Origin of the sequence: Paractinoplanes polyasparticus (genome assembly GCF_019710575.1) — a bacterium.
GTDB lineage: Bacteria > Actinomycetota > Actinomycetes > Mycobacteriales > Micromonosporaceae > Actinoplanes > Actinoplanes polyasparticus.
Window position 1 is genome coordinate 126,128 of the sequence record NZ_JAHWFK010000051.1, and the last position, 19,922, is coordinate 146,049.

The 19,922-nt window shown below is 68.0% G+C and carries 20 protein-coding genes; 6 read left to right on the top strand and 14 right to left on the bottom strand.

Annotation, left to right across the window (positions count from 1 at the left end):
* Nucleotides 1-4 precede the first annotated feature (4 nt).
* From KXC43_RS40725 to KXC43_RS40760, 8 genes are all read right to left on the bottom strand, one after another.
* Entirely contained in the window at nt 5-940 is a 936-nt protein-coding gene (locus KXC43_RS40725) for an NADP-dependent oxidoreductase (RefSeq protein WP_221381600.1), read from the bottom strand.
* Nucleotides 941-1,014: 74 nt separating this feature from the next.
* Nucleotides 1,015-1,869, bottom strand: a complete 855-nt coding sequence (locus KXC43_RS52970; protein ID WP_221381601.1) for a helix-turn-helix domain-containing protein — start codon at nt 1,867-1,869, stop codon at nt 1,015-1,017.
* A 227-nt stretch (nt 1,870-2,096) separates the two neighbouring features.
* The gene (locus KXC43_RS40735) at nt 2,097-2,531 is read right to left on the bottom strand and encodes an SgcJ/EcaC family oxidoreductase (RefSeq protein ID WP_221381602.1); all 435 of its coding nucleotides are present in this window, start codon (nt 2,529-2,531) and stop codon (nt 2,097-2,099) included.
* Between the two features lie 374 nt (nt 2,532-2,905).
* Nucleotides 2,906-5,611 (bottom strand): ATP-binding protein, encoded by a 2,706-nt coding sequence (locus tag KXC43_RS40740; RefSeq protein WP_221381603.1) that lies wholly within the window; start codon nt 5,609-5,611, stop codon nt 2,906-2,908.
* 77 nt (nt 5,612-5,688) lie between these two features.
* Nucleotides 5,689-6,444, bottom strand: a complete 756-nt coding sequence (locus KXC43_RS40745) for a hypothetical protein (protein WP_221381604.1) — start codon at nt 6,442-6,444, stop codon at nt 5,689-5,691.
* 95 nt (nt 6,445-6,539) lie between these two features.
* Nucleotides 6,540-7,049, bottom strand: a complete 510-nt coding sequence (locus tag KXC43_RS40750) for a VOC family protein (RefSeq protein ID WP_308129486.1) — start codon at nt 7,047-7,049, stop codon at nt 6,540-6,542.
* A 78-nt stretch (nt 7,050-7,127) separates the two neighbouring features.
* Entirely contained in the window at nt 7,128-7,757 is a 630-nt protein-coding gene (locus tag KXC43_RS40755; protein ID WP_221381606.1) for an SRPBCC family protein, read from the bottom strand.
* Nucleotides 7,758-7,892: 135 nt separating this feature from the next.
* Nucleotides 7,893-8,906: a LacI family DNA-binding transcriptional regulator gene (locus KXC43_RS40760; protein WP_221381607.1), complete on the bottom strand. Its 1,014-nt coding sequence runs from the start codon at nt 8,904-8,906 to the stop codon at nt 7,893-7,895.
* A gap of 294 nt (nt 8,907-9,200) precedes the next feature.
* On the opposite strand from KXC43_RS40760, the gene KXC43_RS40765 reads away from it, so the two are divergent.
* From KXC43_RS40765 to KXC43_RS40785, 5 genes are all read left to right on the top strand, one after another.
* A complete protein-coding gene (locus KXC43_RS40765; protein ID WP_308129485.1) occupies nt 9,201-10,454 on the top strand; it encodes an ABC transporter substrate-binding protein in 1,254 nt (417 codons plus the stop codon).
* 60 nt (nt 10,455-10,514) lie between these two features.
* Complete coding sequence (locus KXC43_RS40770; protein WP_221381609.1) at nt 10,515-11,447, top strand: carbohydrate ABC transporter permease; 933 nt, start codon at nt 10,515-10,517, stop codon at nt 11,445-11,447.
* 2 nt (nt 11,448-11,449) lie between these two features.
* Nucleotides 11,450-12,346, top strand: a complete 897-nt coding sequence (locus tag KXC43_RS40775; RefSeq protein ID WP_438870944.1) for a carbohydrate ABC transporter permease — start codon at nt 11,450-11,452, stop codon at nt 12,344-12,346.
* Entirely contained in the window at nt 12,343-13,713 is a 1,371-nt protein-coding gene (locus KXC43_RS40780) for a GH1 family beta-glucosidase (protein WP_221381610.1), read from the top strand. Before KXC43_RS40775 ends, KXC43_RS40780 begins: the two co-directional genes overlap by 4 nt.
* A 294-nt stretch (nt 13,714-14,007) precedes the next feature.
* Nucleotides 14,008-15,423, top strand: coding sequence for a sensor domain-containing diguanylate cyclase (locus KXC43_RS40785; protein ID WP_221381611.1), 1,416 nt, complete (start codon nt 14,008-14,010; stop codon nt 15,421-15,423).
* A 116-nt stretch (nt 15,424-15,539) separates the two neighbouring features.
* Here KXC43_RS40785 and KXC43_RS40790 read toward each other — a convergent pair whose 3' ends face one another.
* From KXC43_RS40790 to KXC43_RS40805, 4 genes are all read right to left on the bottom strand, one after another.
* A complete protein-coding gene (locus KXC43_RS40790; RefSeq protein WP_221381612.1) occupies nt 15,540-16,670 on the bottom strand; it encodes a PQQ-dependent sugar dehydrogenase in 1,131 nt (376 codons plus the stop codon).
* Between the two features lie 4 nt (nt 16,671-16,674).
* Nucleotides 16,675-17,427, bottom strand: coding sequence for an SDR family oxidoreductase (locus KXC43_RS40795; RefSeq protein WP_221381613.1), 753 nt, complete (start codon nt 17,425-17,427; stop codon nt 16,675-16,677).
* 74 nt (nt 17,428-17,501) lie between these two features.
* Nucleotides 17,502-17,699, bottom strand: a complete 198-nt coding sequence (locus KXC43_RS40800; protein WP_221381614.1) for a hypothetical protein — start codon at nt 17,697-17,699, stop codon at nt 17,502-17,504.
* Between the two features lie 186 nt (nt 17,700-17,885).
* Entirely contained in the window at nt 17,886-18,161 is a 276-nt protein-coding gene (locus KXC43_RS40805) for a nuclear transport factor 2-like protein (RefSeq protein WP_221381615.1), read from the bottom strand.
* Nucleotides 18,162-18,344: 183 nt separating this feature from the next.
* On the opposite strand from KXC43_RS40805, the gene KXC43_RS40810 reads away from it, so the two are divergent.
* Nucleotides 18,345-18,863, top strand: coding sequence for an SRPBCC family protein (locus KXC43_RS40810; RefSeq protein WP_221381616.1), 519 nt, complete (start codon nt 18,345-18,347; stop codon nt 18,861-18,863).
* Nucleotides 18,864-18,961: 98 nt separating this feature from the next.
* Here the strand turns inward: KXC43_RS40810 and KXC43_RS40815 are convergent, their stop codons facing one another.
* Together KXC43_RS40815 and KXC43_RS40820 are read right to left on the bottom strand one after the other, a co-directional pair.
* Nucleotides 18,962-19,141, bottom strand: a complete 180-nt coding sequence (locus KXC43_RS40815; RefSeq protein WP_221381617.1) for a hypothetical protein — start codon at nt 19,139-19,141, stop codon at nt 18,962-18,964.
* 55 nt (nt 19,142-19,196) lie between these two features.
* Nucleotides 19,197-19,469, bottom strand: coding sequence for a YnfA family protein (locus KXC43_RS40820; RefSeq protein WP_221381618.1), 273 nt, complete (start codon nt 19,467-19,469; stop codon nt 19,197-19,199).
* Nucleotides 19,470-19,922: the final 453 nt, after the last annotated feature.

Genomic DNA, 19,922 nt, shown 5'->3' on the forward strand with positions numbered 1-19,922 from the left:
CGGGTCAGGGCGTGACAACAGTCTTGCCCGGCAGCTCGCCCGCGCCGGCCTGGGCGTGGAGTGCGGGCAGGCCGGCCAGCGTGACCCGCTGGGCGACCTCGACGTGCAGCTCCCCGGTGCTGACACGGGCGGCCAGGTCGGCGAGCTGGTCGGCGTCGCTGCGGACGAACAGGTCGATGCCGCGCACGCCGCGCTCCTCGTCGGAAGGGGCGGGCATCCAGACGGTGGTGTTGACCAGGGTGCCACTGTCCCGGATCAGCGAGACCAGCGCGGCCAGCTGTTCCGGGGCGACCGGCGCGAGGTTCAGCACGAGGTCGACCGGCTCGGTCACCGCCGCGGTCACGTCGGTGGTGGTGTGGTCGACAACCTCGTCGGCGCCTGCGGCTTCGACCCGCCCGGCGCTGCGCGGGCTGACCGTGGCGATCACGTGGGCCCGGGCCTCCTTGGCCAGCTGCACGGCGTATCCGCCGACCGCTCCGCCGGCACCGTTGATCAGCACTCGCTGACCGGCGGTCAGGTTGCCGTGGTCGAACAGCGCCTGCCACGCCGTCAGGCCCACCAGCGGCAACGCCGCCGAGTCGGCCAGCGCGATGTTCTTGGGCGCACCGGTCAAGAGCTCTGCGGGCGCGATCACGTATTCCGCGGCCGCCCCGGCTCCCGTCATCGGCAGGAAGCCGATGACCTGGTCGCCGATCGCGACGTCGTGCACGTCGTCGCCGAGCGCGTCGACCGTGCCGGCGACGTCGATGCCGGGGGTGTGGGGCAGCTCGACCGGGATCGGACCCTGCATGTAGCCCGCGCGGATGTTGCCGTCGACGCCGTTGAACGACGTCGCGGCGACCCTGATCCGGACCTGGCCGCTGCCGGGGGAGGGCTGCTCGACGTCCTCGTAGCGAAGGACCTCGGGACCGCCGAATTCGTGAAAACGTACTGCTTTCATCGCTGAACCTGCTTCCGTGGACGCCGTCGAAGTGTTTCTGGGGACGTCACTCAACCTCGCAGGATCCGACGTGATCAGCCTGGGCCGGGCTGGCCCACCTTGACGATGGCCGGATGCCCGGCGCCGCTGACGATCTCGGCCAGACGCGCCGCATCGGCCGAGCCGGGCGCCGCTGTGAGCATCAGAGCCGCCAGGTCGTCACCCGGGATGGCGAGCAGGTTGCCGACGAGCGTGACGGCGGTTCCGTCCGGATGAACGAACTCAGCACTGCTCTCGTACGCCGTCACCGGTCGTGGCGTACGCCACAAGGTGTCGAACCGGCGGCTTCGGCTTCGCAGCTCGTCCACCAGCGCGGCCAGCGACGCGTCGGCGGGGTAGCGCAACAGCGTGCTCCTCAGCTGGGCGACGAGCACCGCCTCATGATCGGACGCGTCGGCCGCGGACTGCTGGAAACCACCGAACGGATCACAGAACGTACGCCAGGCGACATTCCACTCCCAGGGATGCCCCGTGAGGGTCCAGTGCCCCAATGCCAGGAACGCGCTGTTCACGGCGACCAGATTCATCGCGCCGTCGGAGACGAACATCGGAGTGTCGGTGAACCGCTCCAGCAGCCGCATCGCACCCGGACCGATCTCGTTGGGCACCTGCCCGTCCGCGGCGGCGTACCCGGACAGCGCGCAGAGCCGCTCGTACTCCGCCCGCCCGATCCGTAGCGCGCGGGCGATGGCGTTCACCACCCCGGCCGACGGATGGCTGCGCCCCTGCTCCAACCGGCGCACGTAGTCCGCGGACATTCCCGCGAGCTCGCCGAGCTCCTCCCGCCGCAACCCTTGCACCCGGCGCCGGCCGACCGGCAGCCCGACCGTGGCGGGATTCGTGCTCTCTCGCAGGTGCCGCACCGCGGTGCCGAACTCGTGATGATCCACAGCTCAAGTGTGCCCGCACAGTGGGGTAGTGGGCGACCTTGGGTATGTTCAGTGCCGCCCATGGCGGACCCGCTGCCGACGACGGCTACTGACATTGGTGCAAACGACCAGCCTGGGCGACGCCAGTGACGATCGCGATCGAGGCCAGGGCCGGCGAGCCCTGCCCGCAGTTCCTCGATCACCAGCGAATCGGTCGTGCGCTGACATCGCGGGTGGACCACAGGTGATCAAGCTGTGTGCAAGGACTCCAGCGCCGCCATCGTATCCATCGACAGCATGCGCGCATTCTCCAGAGCCACCACCACCCAAGAGTCGTCACGCCACACCGTGACGAACAACTGCATCGAATAGCGCGTCGACGGTGGCTCGGACTCCCCAGGCATGAGGATGCCGACGCGGCTGTGGACCACGCCCACGCCCGGACTCACGATCAGCGCGAAGTGCACTTCGCCGCCAACCAACTGCGAGCCTGTCAACAGCGTGCCGAGGAGAACCTCGTGGCTGGTGATCATTTCGGCTCGGCTGCGGTAGATGGTCCCCTCGAGTTCGGCGAACACGGCATCCTCGGCGAAATCGGCGAAGAAGCCGGCAACGTCGCCGCGGTTCCATGCTTCGTACATCCGGAGGGGAATGGCACTCAAGGCTTCGATGGACTGTTCCACGCGTTCACCCTTCCTTCGGTGCGTGCCGGCATCGGCAAGTGGTGATGTCGTCGCTCAGGCATTTCTGTCCGGGTCCGGTCTGGTAGGAGAGAGGCGGCGTTTCCAGGCGTACCAGCCGCGGCAGAGCACGTATGCGGTCAGAGTCGCGACAACCACGGCGCCGTCGATGACGGCGGTTTGCGCGCGCCGGCGACCCGGCCGATCCCGTCGACGAAGGCGCCGATCGTGGCGATGGAGCACAACGCCAGAAGTGACCTGCCGATCCGGTCCGCGCCGGGACTTCGACGGCCGGTGTCCGGCACGTCGGTTTGAGGAGTCGAGGTTTGCACCCCAACACCGTGCCGTCGGCGCATCCGTGTTCGCGTCGGCGAAAACTACGTATGCCCGGGGTTCTCATCGTGGGCCTGGACGACGGGCAAGTCACGAAGCTGGCGGCGCGAAGAGATACCCAGCTTGCGATAAATGTTGCGGAGATGGGCATCGACGGTACGACGGCTGAGGAACAGCCGGGTAGCGACTTCCTGGGACGTCGCGCCGGTGGCGACATGCCGCGCGATGTAGAGCTCTTGCATGGTGAGGTGGTCAAAGTTGTGCTCGGTCCGCGGGCGGGCGTTCTCGCCGGTCGCCCCTAGCTCGTTGGACGCTCGCCGAGCGAAACCTTCGATGCCACGTTCGGAGAACAGGCTGTGAGCCGTACGCAGCTCGCGGCGGGCGTCACGGCGCCGGCCTTCCCGGCGGAGCCACTCTCCGTACAGCAGGTGAGCGCGGGCTCTGTAGGTCAACAGAATGCTGTGCCGGAGCTGCTGCACTGCTTCGGCGAAGTCGGCTTCCTGCCCGGTGACGAGCCCTCGGGCGTACGCGTGGACGCCCAGGCCGGTTGGTGTTCGGCTTCCTTCGGCCCGCTCGGCCAGCCGTTGCAGAGCGTCGGACGCTTCGTCGGCCTCGCCGCAACGTACGGCCGCCTCGATCAGCTCGGGCAGTGCCATACCGGTCAGGAAGAGGTCGTCCGACGAGGTTGCGCAGCGGGCTGCCAGCAGCGCGGCGGGGTAGTCGGCCAAGCCGTTGTACAGTACCGCCGCCGCCCACGAAACGTTGGCTCTGAGTTGCCCGGCGACCGGAGCGGCGGCGCTTGCCCGACGAACCTCATCTGCGTCGGCCTGGCGGCCGCGTATCGCGGCCAGCTGGAGCCGGTGATATGCCAACGGCGGCTGGCTGGTCGCGTCGGCTACCGCTTCCTCCTCGGCGGTCGCAGTGATCGCGGCGTCGATATCACCGGTCAGAATCGCGTGCTGCGCGGCCTGAGCGAGACCCACCCGCAGCCGCAGCGGAGCACCGGACCTGCGGCCCGCCGCCAGCAGCGACGTGGCGATCAGAGCATAGGCGTCCGCGTCCCACAGCTCAGAGGAGATCATGATCGCCAGCGACGGTCGGCGGACCCACAAAGGTTCGCCGGCGCCTTCAAGAACACGCCGCATCAGCGGGGCAGCGTCTCGGTGTCCACGCTCCGCCAGGGCGGAGAGCGCGTCCAGCACATCCGGATCCCTCCCGGCCGGCGCGATATGGTCCGCCTCGGCGAGGACTGCCGGCAGGACGCTACTGGCGCAGCCGACCGTGAGACTCACCTCCGCCGTATCGATAAGGCAATCGCGAGCCTGAGTGGAATCGACGGCCGCGAGGCTCCGCGCCGCGCGCAGCATGAACGTGGACGCGAGTCGGGCGTCGTGCCGGACGAAGGCGAGCCCGCCGGAAATGCGGTCGGCGCGGGCTTGCCGGCTGACGTCGAGCGCGAGGCCGTTGACGACGGCAAGGAGGTCCGCGGCGACATCGAGGTGGCCGGCATCGAGGTTGGCCTGAGCCGCATTCAGGGTGCGTTCGATTCTCGTGCCACGATCGAGAGTCAATGCTGCAGCCTGCTCGAGGAACGCGGCGACGGCTTGAACGCCGCCGCGCGAGGTGGCGGTTGCGGCGCACCGCTCCAGCTCTGCGGCGACGTCATCATCCGGGCCGACGCAGCTTTGCGCCCGGTGCCAGGCACGCCGGTCCGGATCATTCGCCGGATCGGTCACGTCCGCCAACGCCCGGTGCGCGGCACGAAGCCGGTCCGCGGGAGCGGCGCGATAGACGGCCGAGCGGGCCAGCGGATGGCAGAACCGGATACGGGTGGCGAAGTCGACCAAACCAGTTGCGCTGACCGCTCCGGCCGCGGCAGTGACGTCGAGGCCCAATCGTTGTGCAGCGGACCACAGAAGGGTCGCATTGCCGGTGGGGTCGGCGCTGGCAATGGTCAGCAGCATCAGTGGCTCGTCAGCCAGGCCGGTCAGCCGATTCTGGTAGCCACGTTCGATCCGCGACGGCACCGGCAGTGTGGCTGTGGCGATGAATCCGCCCGCCTTCGGCAACTCGAGCAGTGCCAGCGGGTTTCCGCGTGCCTCGGCCACGATCCGGTCGCGTACCTGTGGATCGAGTGCCACGTGACTGCTTGCGGACAGCAACGAACGCGCATCCGCATCGGTCAGCCCGAGCACCGTCAATGAGGGCAGTTCGTCCAGTCCGTCCCCGGGCGCTGGTGAGCGAACTGCGAACACGACGGCGACCTGCTCCACGCCGATGCGTCGGGCGACGAAGGCCAGCGCCCTGGTCGAGGCGTTGTCCAGCCATTGCGCGTCATCGATCAGGCAGACCAGGGGCTGGTCACGCGCTCCGATGACGAGCAGGTTCAGGGTGGCCAGCCCGATCCGAAGTGGATCGGGCCTGCCGTCCGTCAGGCCCAGGGCGACCTCCATCGCCTCGCGCTGAGGCTCGGGAAGTTTGTGCAGCCCATCCAGCAGCGGCAGGCAGAGCTGGTGCAATGCCGCGTACGGCAGCTCGGTTTCGAATTCGGAACCGGTTGCCGCAATGAGCCGACCGTCGGCTGCGGCGCGGCCGGCGTGGGCCAGCAGTGCGCTCTTGCCGATCCCGGCCTCGCCGCGAATCACCAACGCGCCGCCGTGACCGCTGCGGGTGGCGGCAACCAGATCGTCGATCCGCTGCCTCTCCGCACGCCTGCCGATGAGTTCGGCGCTCTGGCTCAGCTTTCGCACTCACGTAACCTAGCCAGCCCTGCCAAGCGCCGTGGCCATGCGGGTCGCGCAGGCATTGCTGATCAGGTTGAGGCGGGTCATGCTGGTCCGTGATCGTCTGCTCGGCGGTCAGTGGTGAGGTCGTGGTATGCCTCGAGGACCGCCGCTATCCGTCCGGTCAAATCTGCTGCCGCGGATTGCGCGACGACCGGCCCCGAATTCTGATCGATCAGGAAATCGGAGTTCCTGAGGGCGGTGTGGTAGCGGTCGGCCGCTGCTTGCTGCTGAACGAAGTCGTGCACCCGCGAAGCCAGCACACCGACCTGATCGTCGTAGAAATCGATGGCTCCGGTCAGCTGCTCCAACCTGGCCTGACCGAAGGCGATGCGATCGGTGGCATCAGGAAGCGAATCAGCGTCGGGCGGCAGCGCGTCCCGGACCGCCACGAGCTCGTCGAGAACACGCTGCACATGACCTCGTTCCGCGAGCATGGCGGACAATTCCCACACCATGCCTGTCAGCGCCGGGTCGGGATCGTCCAACCCGACATGCTGGTACAGCATCGGCCGGTTACTCAGAATCATCACTGTCGCGCCCATGACGCGATGCAGGATCGCACAACCGTCCACGTCATTCACCAGATGGAACAGAGCGTCCCGGTCCCGGGCATTCCGCCGCTCCCAGAACCGGGGTGTGGGCGGGGCGACAGGGTTCGGCAGCTGAGCATGTGATTCATCGCGAATGCGCAGCGTCACGAGCGAGCCGAACCGAGTCAGATCACACGGCACATGCACGGAAGGCATACGCCGACTGATCAGCGAGTAGTGCGCGGTCTCCGCAACATAAAGTGTCATCCTCCTCGAGAGTACCCACCGCCTACTCATTGCAGCGGCGGGCGGCCGCCGGAGGACGTCGACGTCTTGATGCGGGCCACCTCAGATTCACGCCATCAGGGCAAGCCGCCAACACTTTCCGGATCGGAGCCGCTCGGCAACTGGAACAGTTCGAGCTGGATGCCGTCGGGGTCACGCAGGTAGAGGATCTTCGTTCCCGCCAGCGGTCCCGCGTCGACGCCGTCGCCGTCCTGGAGTTCCACGGGATCGGCGTTGACATGCACACCCCGCTCCACGAGGTCGCGGTGCGCCGCGTCGAGGTCGTCGACCTCGAAACACAGGTGCATGACTCCGACGTCGCAGTTGCGACCGGTGAAGGGCTTCGGCTGCGGGTTGTCGTACTGGATGAGTTCCAGTAAGACGTTGTCACCGGCAAGCACGAACGACGCTCGAAGCGACGGATTCTCGACCTCGACGACCGCACCGATCGCCAGGTTGGTTGCCGAGATCGTCGTGCCGTTCGGTTTCATACCGAGGACGTCCTCGTACCATCTCACCGAACGGGCGAGATCGCTGACCGGCACCCCTATGTGGTGCATCCGGCTTACTTTTCTCACGGTCCACATCCTTTCGCGACCCTTCGGGTTGGGATTCACCTCGGCTCAGCCGAACCACGGTTCGGCCGGAACACGGGAGGTGACCGATTACCGCGCCCGGTGTCCGGGCCGGCATTTCGCGGCGGTCGCTTCGGCGGTGGTCTTGAGGTCGCTCAGCCACTGGTCCAGCCCGGCGCTGAGGGCTTCGGTGGCGAACTCCACATCGGCCTCCACCTGATCGCCGGTCCAGGTCTCCTCGGTCTGTACGCGAACTCCGTCCTTGGTCCTGGTGAAGCTCCAGACGTGGATTCCCTGTTCGATGCCGAGACCCTCGCCGACCGCCGGGCCGCTCCAGCGGATGCAGCTTCGGTTGCGCAGTTGCGCGACCGTTGAGGTGATGGTGAACGTGGTGCCGGGCGCCGGAGTCGTCCACCGGAACTGGGAACCGCTGCGCAGCGGACCGCGGTCGAGACGCTCGTTGGTGATCACCGGTGCGTGCCAGGTCGGCCAACGCTCGACATCGGTCTGCAGCCCCCAGACAGTGCTCAACGGGGCGTCGATGGTGATCTCGGAGCGGTAGCGGATCAGGGCGTCGGGGTCTACGCCGTGGCCGCCGCAAGTGACCCCACGAGGGACGGAGGCTTCGGCCTGGGTACCGATCGAGACGGCACCCGCGAGACCGATTACGAGCGTGGCGGCCAGGGTCAGCGGCCGGTATGAGCGCGCAGCTGTGCGCATGAGGATCCTCCTCGGTTGGGAAGCCCATCGTCACGCCGTTGTGCTGCGGTTCGCCTCGGCGAAAGATACGTATCCGGCGAGGCCGGGTGATGGGGCTCGCCCGATTGGAACAACGGGCGTGGGCGAGCCGACCGCTCAGGTCGAGCCGCGGAGGATCAGCGTGGTGGGCAGCGTCGTCGGTTCCGGTGGGGTCGCCGTGCCGGCGAGCATGGCCGTGAGGGACTCCGCGGCCGCTGTGCCGAAGCCGGTCTTGTCCTGCGTGACGGTGGTCAGGCCGGGTGGAATCAGCGCTGCCACCTCGATGTCGTCGAAGCCGATGACGGCGACGTCGTCGGGGACGCGCAGGCCGGCCTCACGGATCGCCTTGATCGCGCCGACCGCCATCTCGTCGCCGGCGGCGAATACGGCGGTCGGGCGGGGGTCGCGGGCGAGCAGCTTTGTCATGGCGGCGTGTCCGCTGTCCAGATAGAAGTCGCCGGCCACGACGTCGTCATCGGCCAGGGGGATCCCTGCCTCGGTGAGCGCCTCCCGGAAGCCGGCCAGGCGTTGCGCGGCCGGCCAGTTACGGGCCGGGCCGGTGATGGTGGCGATGTGCCGGTGACCGCGTTCGATCAGGTGTGCCCCGGCCAGCCGGCCGCCCCCGGCGTTGTCGGAGGTGATGTAGGTGCAGGTCGGCCCGGTGAAACGCAGGTCGAGGGCGACACAGGGCACCTCAGAGTCGACCAGGGCGAGCACCGCGGGGTCCCGGCTGCCGTTGTCGATGATGACCACGCCGTCGACGTTGTGGCGCTGGACGGCGCGCAGGAAACGCCGCGGGTCGCCTGGGCCTGCGCCCGGGTCGGGAGCGAGCATGAGCAGGTGCAGGCCGTGCGCGCTGAGCGCGCTCTTCAATGCGACGAGAATGTCCTGCAGGAACGGATGCCGCCAGCCGGGACGGCGGTGGTCGGTGTCCCACACGAGGCCGACCATGTTGGACTTCTTGGTCGCCAGGGTGCGGGCCGACTCGTTCGGCAGGTACCCGATCTCGGCGGCCATGCCGAGAACGAGCTGGCGCGTCTGTTGGCTGACCACCTCCGGAGTGTTGAAGACGCGGGACACGGTGGCGACGGAGACGCCGCACCGACGTGCCAATTCTCGGATGCTGGACACGGCGATCACCCTAATGTAACCGGTTTCAAAAACGTAACAGCCCAGTGTCGCACGGGTCAACACAGTGGATCGCGTTACCTTTTCGTGACTTGACGAAAGCGGCACCGGTCGATGCAGACTCTTGGCTCAAGGGGCTACACCGACCCCGTCGAAGCGACTTTCTGGCCGCATCCATGCCGGCCTCTCTCGCGACTCAGCTCGTTCGAAACGCCAGCTCTGCGAAATGTAACCGGTTTCATGTAACCGATTACATCAGATGAAAAGGGGAGAACTGCCATGCTCTTGTCTCGATCCGTGCGAGCTCTCACCGCGGCGGCGGCCGCCGCGGTGATGCTGACCGCCTGCGGCTCCGGCGGCGACGAAGGCGGCGCCGGCGACGGTGGCAACGTCACGCTCAACGTCAACCTGTTCGGCAACTTCGGCTACGAGGAGCTGTACAAGGAGTACGAGAAGGCGAACCCCAACGTCAAGATCAAGCAGAGCACGGCCGCCTACAACGATCACCACCGCAACCTCGCCACGCACCTCGCCACCAATTCGGGCGCCGGCGACATCGAGGCTGTCGACACCGGCTTCATCGCGCAGATGCGCGACGTCGGCAAGCAGTTCACCGACCTCGGCACCGAGCGCCAGTCGGAGTACCTGCCCTGGAAGTGGCAGGCGTCGCTCACCAAGGACGGCCAGCAGATCGGGTACGGCACCGACGTCGGCGGTCTGGCCATCTGTTACCGGCGCGACCTGTTCCAGAAGGCCGGCCTGCCCACCGAACGCGACAAGGTCTCCGCTTCGTGGGCCGGCGGCTGGGACAAGTACATCGAGCAGGGGCAGAAGTACACCGCGAAGGCGCCGGCCGGCACCGCGTTCTTCGACGGCGCGGGCGCGCTGTACAACGCCGTCATCGGGCAGGCGCCGGTGGGCTTCTACAGCGAGGACAACACCGTCGTCGTCGGCAGCAACCCCGAGGTGCGCAAGGCCTGGGACCTGGTCGTCCGGGCGGTGCAGAGCGACCTGTCGGCCAAGCTGCTCGAGAGCAGCCCGGAGTGGAACAACGGCTTCGCCAAGGGCCAGTTCGCGACCATCGCCTGCCCCGCCTGGATGATGGCCAAGATCAAGGACCAGTCCAAGAACGCAGCCGGCAAATGGGACGTGGCGGCCGTGCCCGGCGGCGGCGGCAACTGGGGCGGCTCGTACCTGACCGTGCCCAAGCAGGGCAAGCACGTCCAGGAGGCGAAGAAGCTCGCCGCATGGCTCACCGCACCCGAGCAGCAGGCCAAGGTCTTCACCTCGAAGGGGCTGCTGCCCTCCATCCCGGCGCTGTACGAGAAGCCGGAGATCGCGGAGTACAAGGACCCGTTCTTCAACGACGCGCCGGTCGGCAAGATTTTCACGACGGCCGCGAAGGAGCTGAAGCCGCAGTACCAGGGCCCGCGCACCGGTGACATCCAGACCACCATCCGCGACGGCCTGGTGCGCATCGAGCAGGGCAAGCAGAGCTCCGACGAGTCCTGGCAGCAGACGGTCAGCGACGTCGAGCGTCTCGCCAAGTAGCCCACCCGTACGGCCGGCGATCCCCGGATCGCCGGCCGCCCCGGCGACGAAGGATCGACCATGGCCATCCCCGCGCTGACCGCCCGCCGGGCGAGACTGAACCGGCTCGACACCAAGGGCTCGCCCTATCTGTACGTACTCCCGTTCTTCCTGCTCTTCGGCGCGTTCGGGCTCTTCCCGCTGATCTACACCGGGTACGTCTCGTTCAACGACTGGGACCTGCTCGACGCCGGCGCGCACGAATGGGTGGGCCTGGCCAACTACCGCGAACTGGTGCAGGATCCGTACTTCTGGAACGCGCTCGGCAACACCCTGAGTATCTGGGTGCTGTCCACGGTGCCGCAGCTGCTCGTCGCGCTCTGGATCGCGCACCTGCTCAACCACAAGCTGCGGGCCCGCACCAGTCTGCGCATGGGTGTGCTGCTGCCGAACATCACGTCCATCGTCGCGGTGACGATCGTCTTCACCCAGCTGTTCGGCCGCGACTTCGGCATGGTCAACTGGCTGCTCGGGGTCGTCGGCCTCGGCCCGATCGACTGGCAGGCCGACACCTGGAGCTCCCACCTGGCCATCTCGATCATCGTGGCCTGGCGCTGGACCGGCTACAACGCGCTCATCTACCTCGCCTCCATGCAGGCCGTTCCCCATGACCTGTACGAGGCCGCGGAGCTCGACGGCGCGTCGTCGGCGCAGCAGTTCTGGAAGATCACGGTGCCCATGCTGCGTCCGACGATCATCTTTACCGCGGTGATCTCGACGATCGGCGGCCTGCAGATCATCGCCGAGCCGCTGCTGTTCGCCGGCAGCTCGACACCCACGGGCGGCTCCGACCGGCAGTTCCAGACCGCCGCGCTGTTCATGTACGAGCAGGGGTTCCGCGAGTTCCGGTTCGGCTACGCCTCCGCGGTCGCCTGGACGCTCTGCCTCGTCATCGCCCTCTTCGCGATCGTCAATTACCTGATCACCCGGCGCATCGCCAACGACGAGGAGTAGTCGTGACCGTTCTCGCCGACCCACCGTCCACCCGCGCCGAGACGCCGGCCGAGCCACGCCGGGCCCGCCGCCGAAGTTTCGGCTATCCGCGCAAGGCCTCGGTCTGGACCTACGCCGCCCTGCTCGCGGTCGTGGCCGGATCGGTCTTCCCGCTCTACTGGTCGCTGGTCGTGTCGTCGCAGACCAGCGACGCCGTCGCCAAGGTGCCGCCGGTCCTGATCCCGGGCGGGCACCTGTTCGACAACATCGCGCGGGTCTTCGACTCCACCGACTTCGCCCAGGCGCTGCTCAACTCGTTCATCGTCAGCGGCTCGGTGACGATCTCCGTGGTCTTCTTCTCGACGCTGGCCGGTTTCGCTTTCGCCAAGCTGCGCTTCCGCGGCCGCAAGGTGCTGCTCGTCGTCGCCATCGGCACGTCGGTGGTGCCGCAGCAGCTCGGCATCATCCCGCTCTACCTGCTGATGGCCGATCTCGGCTGGACCGACCGGCTCGCCGCCGTGATCGTCCCCGGCCTGGTCACCGCGTTCGGCGTCTTCTTCATGACGCAGTATCTGGGGCGGGCGGTGCCCGACGAGCTGCTGGAGGCCGGGCGGATCGACGGCTGCGGCACGTTCGGCCTCTTCTGGCACGTCGTGCTGCCGGCCGCGCGCCCCGCCGCGGCGGTGCTCGGCCTGTTCACCTTCATGCAGGCGTGGAACGACTTCTTCTGGCCGCTGGTCGTGCTGCAGGACAACGCCACGGTCCAGGTCGCGCTCTCCTCGCTGGCCAGCGGCTACACCACCGACTACACCCTCACCCTGACCGGCACGCTGCTGGCCACCCTGCCGATCCTGGTGATCTTCATGGTGCTCGGCCGGCAGATCGTCGGCGGCATCATGCAAGGAGCGATCAAAGGATGACGGACTCGGAACTGCCGCGGATGCCGGCCGGGTTTCTCTGGGGCGCCGCCACGGCGGCGTACCAGATCGAGGGGGCGGTGGCCGAGGACGGCCGCGCCGACTCGATCTGGGACACGTTCAGCCGGCGCCCGGGCGCCGTCGCCGACGGGAGCTCCGGGGCGGTGGCCTGCGACAGCTACCACCGCTGGCGCGACGACGTGGACCTGCTCGACGGCCTGGGCGCGGGCGCCTACCGGTTCTCGGTCGCCTGGCCGCGGATCGTGCCGTCAGGCGACGCCGAGGTGAACAAGCCGGGGGTGGACTACTACGACCGGCTCGTCGACGCTCTGTGCGAGCGCGGCATCCGGCCGTTCGTCACGCTCTACCACTGGGATCTGCCGCAAGCGCTCGAGGAACGGGGCGGCTGGCGTGTGCGGGACACGGCGGAGCGCTTCGCCGAGTACGCCTCGGTGGTCGCCGGGCGGCTCGGCGACCGGGTGGGCGACTGGATCACGTTGAACGAGCCGTACTGCTCGTCGATCGTCGGCTATGCCGAGGGCCGGCACGCCCCGGGCGCCACCGAGGGCCACGGCGCGCTCGCGGCCGCCCACCACCTGCTGGTCGGGCACGGGTTGGCGGTCGCGGCGGTCCGAGCCGCCTGCCCGGGTGCCCGGGTGGGCATCACGCTCAACCTGTCCCCGGCCGTGCCGGCGACGAACACCGAGGCGGACTCCGAAGCCGCGCGACGGATGGACCTGCTGGTCAACCGGCAGTTCACCGATCCGGTGCTGGGCGGCGCCTACCCGGACGGGTTCGACCGGCTGTTCGCCGGGGTGAGCGACCTGTCGTTCCGGCGCGCCGGCGATCTCGAGCTCATCGGCGCCCCGCTGGACTTCCTCGGCGTGAACTACTACTACCGGATCCACGCCGCCGCCGCGCCGTACGAGCAGGCCGATCCGGCGCTGCGCACCGCCTGCGACATCGGCGTACGTTCCGTGCCGCGTGAGGGGGTGCCGGTCACGAACCTGGGCTGGCCGATTGAGCCGCGGGGCCTGACTGACACGCTGACCGGTCTCGCCGGCCGCTTCCCGGGCCTGCCCCCGATCTACGTCACCGAGAACGGTGTCGCCGAGGTGCGCGAAGATCCCGGCGCGGACCCGGACAGGATTCGATTCATCGCCACGCACGTCGCCGCCGCCGCCGAGGCCGGCGTGGACCTGCGCGGCTACTTCTACTGGTCGCTCATCGACAACTTCGAATGGGCCAGGGGGTACGGTCCACGCTTCGGCCTGGCACACGTGGACTACCCGACCGGGAACCGCACGCCGCGGGCCAGCTACCACTGGCTGCGGGACCAGCTGGCCCGGCAGCAGGCCACCACCGTGTGACGGCGCGGCCGGCGGGCGCCGCGCACTCAGTTGCCCGCCGGCCCGTGCTCAGCGCCGTCCCGGGACGGCGCCGGCGGGGCCACAGGTACTTGGTGACCCTGAGGGCCACCCCGCCGACACCGAAGCGGTCTCGGCGATCCCGTAGACCTCATGCAGCGACCAGGAACCAATGACAACGTCGTCGGCGTGCTCACTACGGCGGCCGTGGCCGGCGTCGTCGTACGTCGGGGGCTCGCACACACATCAGGTGGCCATCGGGCCGAGTCCCGTAGGGGGTGAGGGAGCGCTCAAGTATTGGCCGCGCCTGCCGAGAAAGATGGTGTGTCCCACCGCGCACGAGTCTTTGGCCGCCGGTTCTCGGCGGCCTGCGTCGTCGTTTTGGCCATCGCTATGGTCGGTGGCGCCGGCTTGTACCTCTCCGCCTCCCAGAAGGACGCGCGAGCCCGAATTCTCGACGACTTTGTTGCTCGAGCGCAGCTGGCCGTCGGGGTTGTGGGGAACACCGTTACGGCAAGCGACGCCAAGACCCGGGCGTGGGCGATGGACAGCTTCACCGGCTCAGGCCGTGAGCTGACGCGCGCGCTTGATGCTCACCGTGCCGGCGTGACGTGGCTGGCGGTGCTTCGCTCGGACGGCACGGTGCTCGGCGCTTCGCCGGTCTCCATACGGACACGAGCGGCGCACCTGTCAACCAGTCCGGGATTCAAGCTCGCGGTCGCGACCGGTCAGATGGCGTACGGCGATATCGTTGTCGAGAACACCGTCCCAGTCGTCTACGCATTCCAGCCCTTCGTGGTTGCCGGTGGTACCCGCGTCCTGGCCGTGCCGTTCAACGTGGGTGACGTCGAGTCCGTCCTGCAAAGCGGGCTGGGTACGACCTCAGGCCGCAGCTACGTGATCGACAGTGCCGGAGCAGTCCTGGCTGCCACAGACAACACCCCTGTCGGCCAGCCGCTTCCTGATGCTCGGCTGGCCACCACGACGAGGGGGGCAGGACAGGGCGTAGTCGGCGACAACTATTACGTGAGGCAGCCGGTCAGTGGCTCACCTTGGTGGGTGGTCGTCACGACCTCGCGGTCGTCGCTGCTCGCACCGGTGCAGGAAGCCAACCAGGTGGCGTGGTTGATCTTCGCAGGATTCGCTTCGGCGGTCGCCCTTATGTTGCTCATCGGTGCGAGAATGCTGAGCAGTTTGACCCGTCTCGCGCACGCCCGGCTGCACGACGCTTTGACCGGCCTACCCACCCGAGCCTTGTTCATCGAACATGCTGAGCGGGCTATGGCGCAGCGCCGGCCGGTGGCGGCACTGTTTCTCGACCTGGATGGCTTCAAGCCGGTCAACGACACCTACGGCCACTCGGCCGGTGACCAACTGCTCATCAAGGTAGCGGAGCGACTGCGGGCGACGAGTCGGCCGGAGGACCTGGTGAGCCGGTTCGGCGGCGATGAGTTCCTGGTGCTTTGCTGCGGCATGGCTGACGAGCAGACTATTCATGCGGTGGCCGACCGAATTCGTCAGGAACTCTCCGAGCCGTACGAGATCGGCGGCCACACCGTGCGAATCGGCGCCTCGATCGGCACCGCGGTCAGCAACCTTCACTCAGACAGCGCCGAAAAGCTCATCAGCAACGCTGACCTGGCGCTGTACCACGCCAAACGCAGCGGTAAGGGCAGGATCGCGAACTTCACCATGGACCTGGTGCCAAGTTAGTTCGTCGGGGTGGAGGTTCCTGCCGGCGTATCTTCCCCGTCCCGGCACAGCGACGGCGGACGCGCTGCAAATGCTCCTCAGCTGGGTCGCGCAGGCGCAGCAGGGTCCGACCGCAGTCACGCTGTCCACCCCGATCGCTGAACCACCTGGCCGACCTGATCCGCACGCGGCGGCGGAGCGGGGACCGGCCCCCGCGGGTGGTCAGGAGCGGTAGCCGCCAATCGGCTACCGCCGCGCCGGGACCGTTGAGTTCTACTGGTGACTTCGACGCGAAGGATGCGGTCGTCTCCCGGTTTCGGGTCGACGCCGCCCCACGTGGAGCCGTCGGTGTTGGAGGTCATCAGCCAGAGCGCGCCATCAGGGGCGACCTCGACGGTACGGATGCGGCCGTACTCGCCGCGGTAGTGCTCGACCGCCTCACCGGTCGCACGGCCGTTGTCGACAGGTAGTTGCCACAGGCGTTGTCCGCCGAGGGCGCCGATCCAGAGCGAGCCGGCGGCGTGGGCCATGCCCGAGGGTGAGGCGTCGTCCGGGTGTACGGTCCAGATCGGCGCCGTTCCGGTGCTGCCCGCGATGCCTTCGGTCTCGGGCCAGCCGTAGTCCGCTCCGGGCCGCAGCACGTTGACCTCGTCCCAGGTGCGGTGGCCCAGTTCCGAGGCGTACGCGGTGCCGTCCGGGCCGAACGCGATGCCCTGCACGTTGCGGTGCCCGGACGAGTAGATCGGGCTGTCGTCGGCGTTGCCGTCGGGGACGGTGCCGTCCGTACGGATACGCAGGATCTTGCCGTTGAGGGAGGTGTCGTCGGCGGCGTCGGCCGGTTCGAAGGCGTCTCCGGTGCCGATCCACAGGTTGCCGTCCGGGCCGATCACGAGGCGGCCGCCGTGGTGGCGTTCGGCGGTCCGGATGCCGTCGAGCAGCACTCGCTCCTGGCGCAGCGACCGGTAGTCCTGGGCGATGGTCAGCGCGACGATGGAGTTCTCGTCGGCGCCGGTGATCGAGGCGTAGACGGTGCGGTCGGTGACGAAGCCGGGTGAGGCGGCGATGCCCATCAGACCGCCCTCGGCCTTCGGGACGACGCCGGGAACCTTGCCGACGGTCTGTGCGGGGCCGCCGCCGGCGGGTACTCGTTTGATCAGGGCCGAGTCGCGTTCGGAAACCAGCGCGGAACCGTCGGGCAGGAAGAGGCGATCCGGGTGCGGACCGGTGCGGCCCGCCTGGCCTCGGTCCAGCTGGTCGATCCGCGCCATCTGGTCAGGAGCGGTAGCGGCCGCTGAGCACGCCCAGGACGTCGGCGTAGCGGCCCTCGGCTACGGCGTTGCGCTGCCACTTGACGCGCTCGACCAGGATCTGCTCCGCCTTCGGGTCGGTCTCGAGCAGGCTCATCACCTCGTCGAGGAAATCCTCCAGAGGCATCGCCACCTCGGAGTTCTGCTGGTTCATCAGAGTGGTCCGGGTGGCCGGCGGGACCAGCTCGATCACCTGCACGTCGCTCTTGTGCAACTGGACCCGCAGGCTTTCGGTGAACGAGTGGATCGCGGCTTTCGTGGCGTTGTAGGTCGGCGTGGCCGGCAGCGGCACGTAGGCCAGACCCGAGCTGACGGTCACGACGGTCGCCGTTGGCTGGGCGAGCAGGCCGGGCAGGAACGCGTGGATCAGCCGGACCGGACCGAGCAGGTTGACCTCGATCGTGCGCTCGGCGACATCCAGCGACGCCGGGTCGCGCAGGTCCTCGGGCTCCATGATGCCGGCCATGGTGATCAGGGTGTCCAGCGCCGGGTAGCGGGTGGCGAGTTCGTCGCGGGCGGTGGTGATCGACGCCGGGTCGGTGGTGTCGATGGTGATAGTGCCGAGGCCGGGGTGTTCCGCGGCGATCTGCCGCAGTAGTTCGGTGCGCCGGCCGCCGACGATGACGGTGTTTCCCTTGGCCTGCAGACGCAGGGCGAGGCCGAGGCCGATGCCGGACGTCGCGCCGGGAATGAAGATGGTGTTTCCGGTGATGTTCACGGGGTTCCTTCGATCGGCGATTCGGGCACGCGGAGGCGCCCGCATTTCTGCAGTGATGAATGAAGCGGCGGGCTTCAGGCGAACTTCTGATTCCCCAGGAGGTCCAGGAAGGCAATCTGCGCGTGAGCCTGGCCGATGCGCTCGTGCTCGGCCGGATCGTTGCTGTCGCGGGCGGACGGGTCGGCGGACCAGCGCCACGTGACGTTGGAATCGTTACCGGGCAACCCGGTCCGGACGCCCACCAGGTTCTGGGCGACGACGAAGGAACTCACCGGGCGCTTTGCCGTCCATGTCGACCTCCCCTCTTGCCGGTGTGAATCCAGCATCGCCGGAAGGAACCGGGATATGAAGGCCACGTTTAGCCTAGGTCTCCCATTCCGTGGCTACCGCCTGATCCCTGTCATCGGCAACACGCACGGGCCTTCGACTGGCACTGACAGAACCAGGTACGTCCGTGCCTATCTCGCCGGCCTGTGATCAAAGACTGTCGACCACACGACTCGACGGCGGGCGCGAAACCGCCCGTCCGTGCGGATCAGCGAGTCTTGGTCAGGAAGATACAAAAATGCGTGCAGCAGCGGGAGTCCGGCGAACAGGGAGTAGGCGACCGGGTTCGCGTATTCGTCGATGTGGACGATGTGCCCGTCGCGGAACTCGAATTTGAAGACATAGACGTTCTGATACCTGGTGTCGGTGCCGGCCGGCACGAGGTCTCCCTCGGCCTGGACGAACACTGTGCCACCCTCGGCGTCGACCGACTCCCTTCGCCGGTCGGTGAGAACCGAGTCCGGTCCGGGCTCGTCGATGTGATCCAGGCATAAGTGATCCCCGGATGGACAGGCCGGCGAACCGCGCCTCGGTATCCGGGGATCTTTTGTGCCTGCCACAGTCTCTGGTTCTGTCGCAGGGTATTGGCCATGACGATCAAGCTTCTGATCAGCGCAGCCGACAACACAGTCCCGATCACGATCCAGCAGCGGAGCTCCCTGGCGCCCGCCGACGCGTTCCGGCTCATCATGCCCATCGATCTGCCGACAGTGTTCGACACGGTCTGGCCGTTCCCCGGTGTCCGGTCGGTCGCGAATCAGACCGAGTCCTGGGACCACACCGGCCCTACCCGGAACCCGCAGTTCGAGGACGGATCGCAGGCCGACGAACAGCTCACCGAGTGCGTCGACGGCGTGAGTTTCGCGTATCAGCTGACCGGGTTCACCAACGTCCTCTCCCGGCTGGCCGTCGGCGTACGAGGGGAATGGAATTTCAATCCGGACGGCGACGGCACGCTGATCCGGTGGACCTACGAGTTCAAGCCGTTGCCGGGGCGACGGTGGATCATCGCCGGCCCGTTCGCCCCGCTCTGGCGCCGGTACATGGTGGTCGCGCTCGATCGGATGGTTCAGTGGAGCGAGGCGGCCGTAAGAGGGCCGGTTGCCTGAGGGGCTCACGACGCTCGGGTGCCACCGATGTAACGCAGCACCGCGATGACCCGGCGGGACAAATACACCTCTACCGCGTTGATCGATCGTGAACAGGTTCAGGAGCTGTTGGTCTTCACGGCCACGCCGGGGTCGCCGAGCTCCCAGAAGCTGCAGTTGCTGGCCGCTGTCGGCGCCTGGTCCGCCAGCGGCCCCGGGTGAGCCCGGAGTTCGCCGAGGTCTGGAAGCGGCATGAGGTCGGGGTCGCGCACCACCTGGACCTCAAGCGCTGCCGCCATGCCCAGTGGGCGAACTCGAACTGTACTCACAGCTCGTGATTGATCCGGACCAGGCTCAATGTCTCCTGCTGCTCACCGCGGTGCCCGGCACACCGAGCCACGAGAAACTCCAGCTCCTGTCGGCCGTACGGAACTGACCAGCCGAATGCAGCGTCGGCGTTGCTATTTGGAGCGTGGCGACGAAGCCGTAAGCGCCGAGGGCGGCGATGCCGGCGCCGATCCAGAGCAGGCCTTTGTGTTCGCGGATGCCTTGCCAGATGAGCCAGGCGCCGCCGATCTCGGCGATGGCGGCGACGACGAACAGCAGGATGGATCGGATGACCGTCATGGGCGTATCGCAGCACATCGGCGGAATGCGGCCCTGGTAGGGGCAGCGCCGCCTCTGCCTCGCACCGCCGCACCCGGTGCCCGCCGCGGAGCGGCAGGGCGCAGCAGCCGGCACAGGCCAGCGCGGCAAGCCCGCCGGTGACCCTGCTGCGCCGCGGTGGCGGGTTGTCGATCCCCGGCTCGGGGTGGCCGGTGGAGGTGGGGTGACGGCAAGGGCTACTGGCACTCAACGCGTTCCGAATGAATCTGCCACTGACCATCCCGGGGGCCGGCTGCTGCTCATCGCTGGGCTCCTCACCCTCACCACGGTGGCCGCGGGCCTGGGGCCGGCAAGAAAGGCAGCTCGAACCAACCCGATCGCCGCTCTCGAAAGGAATTGAGTTGCCCCCGCTTTGATGGAGCGGTGGTTACCTGCCGCCGGTCGGGGCAGGGGTGAGGTTATCTGGCTCGCTCT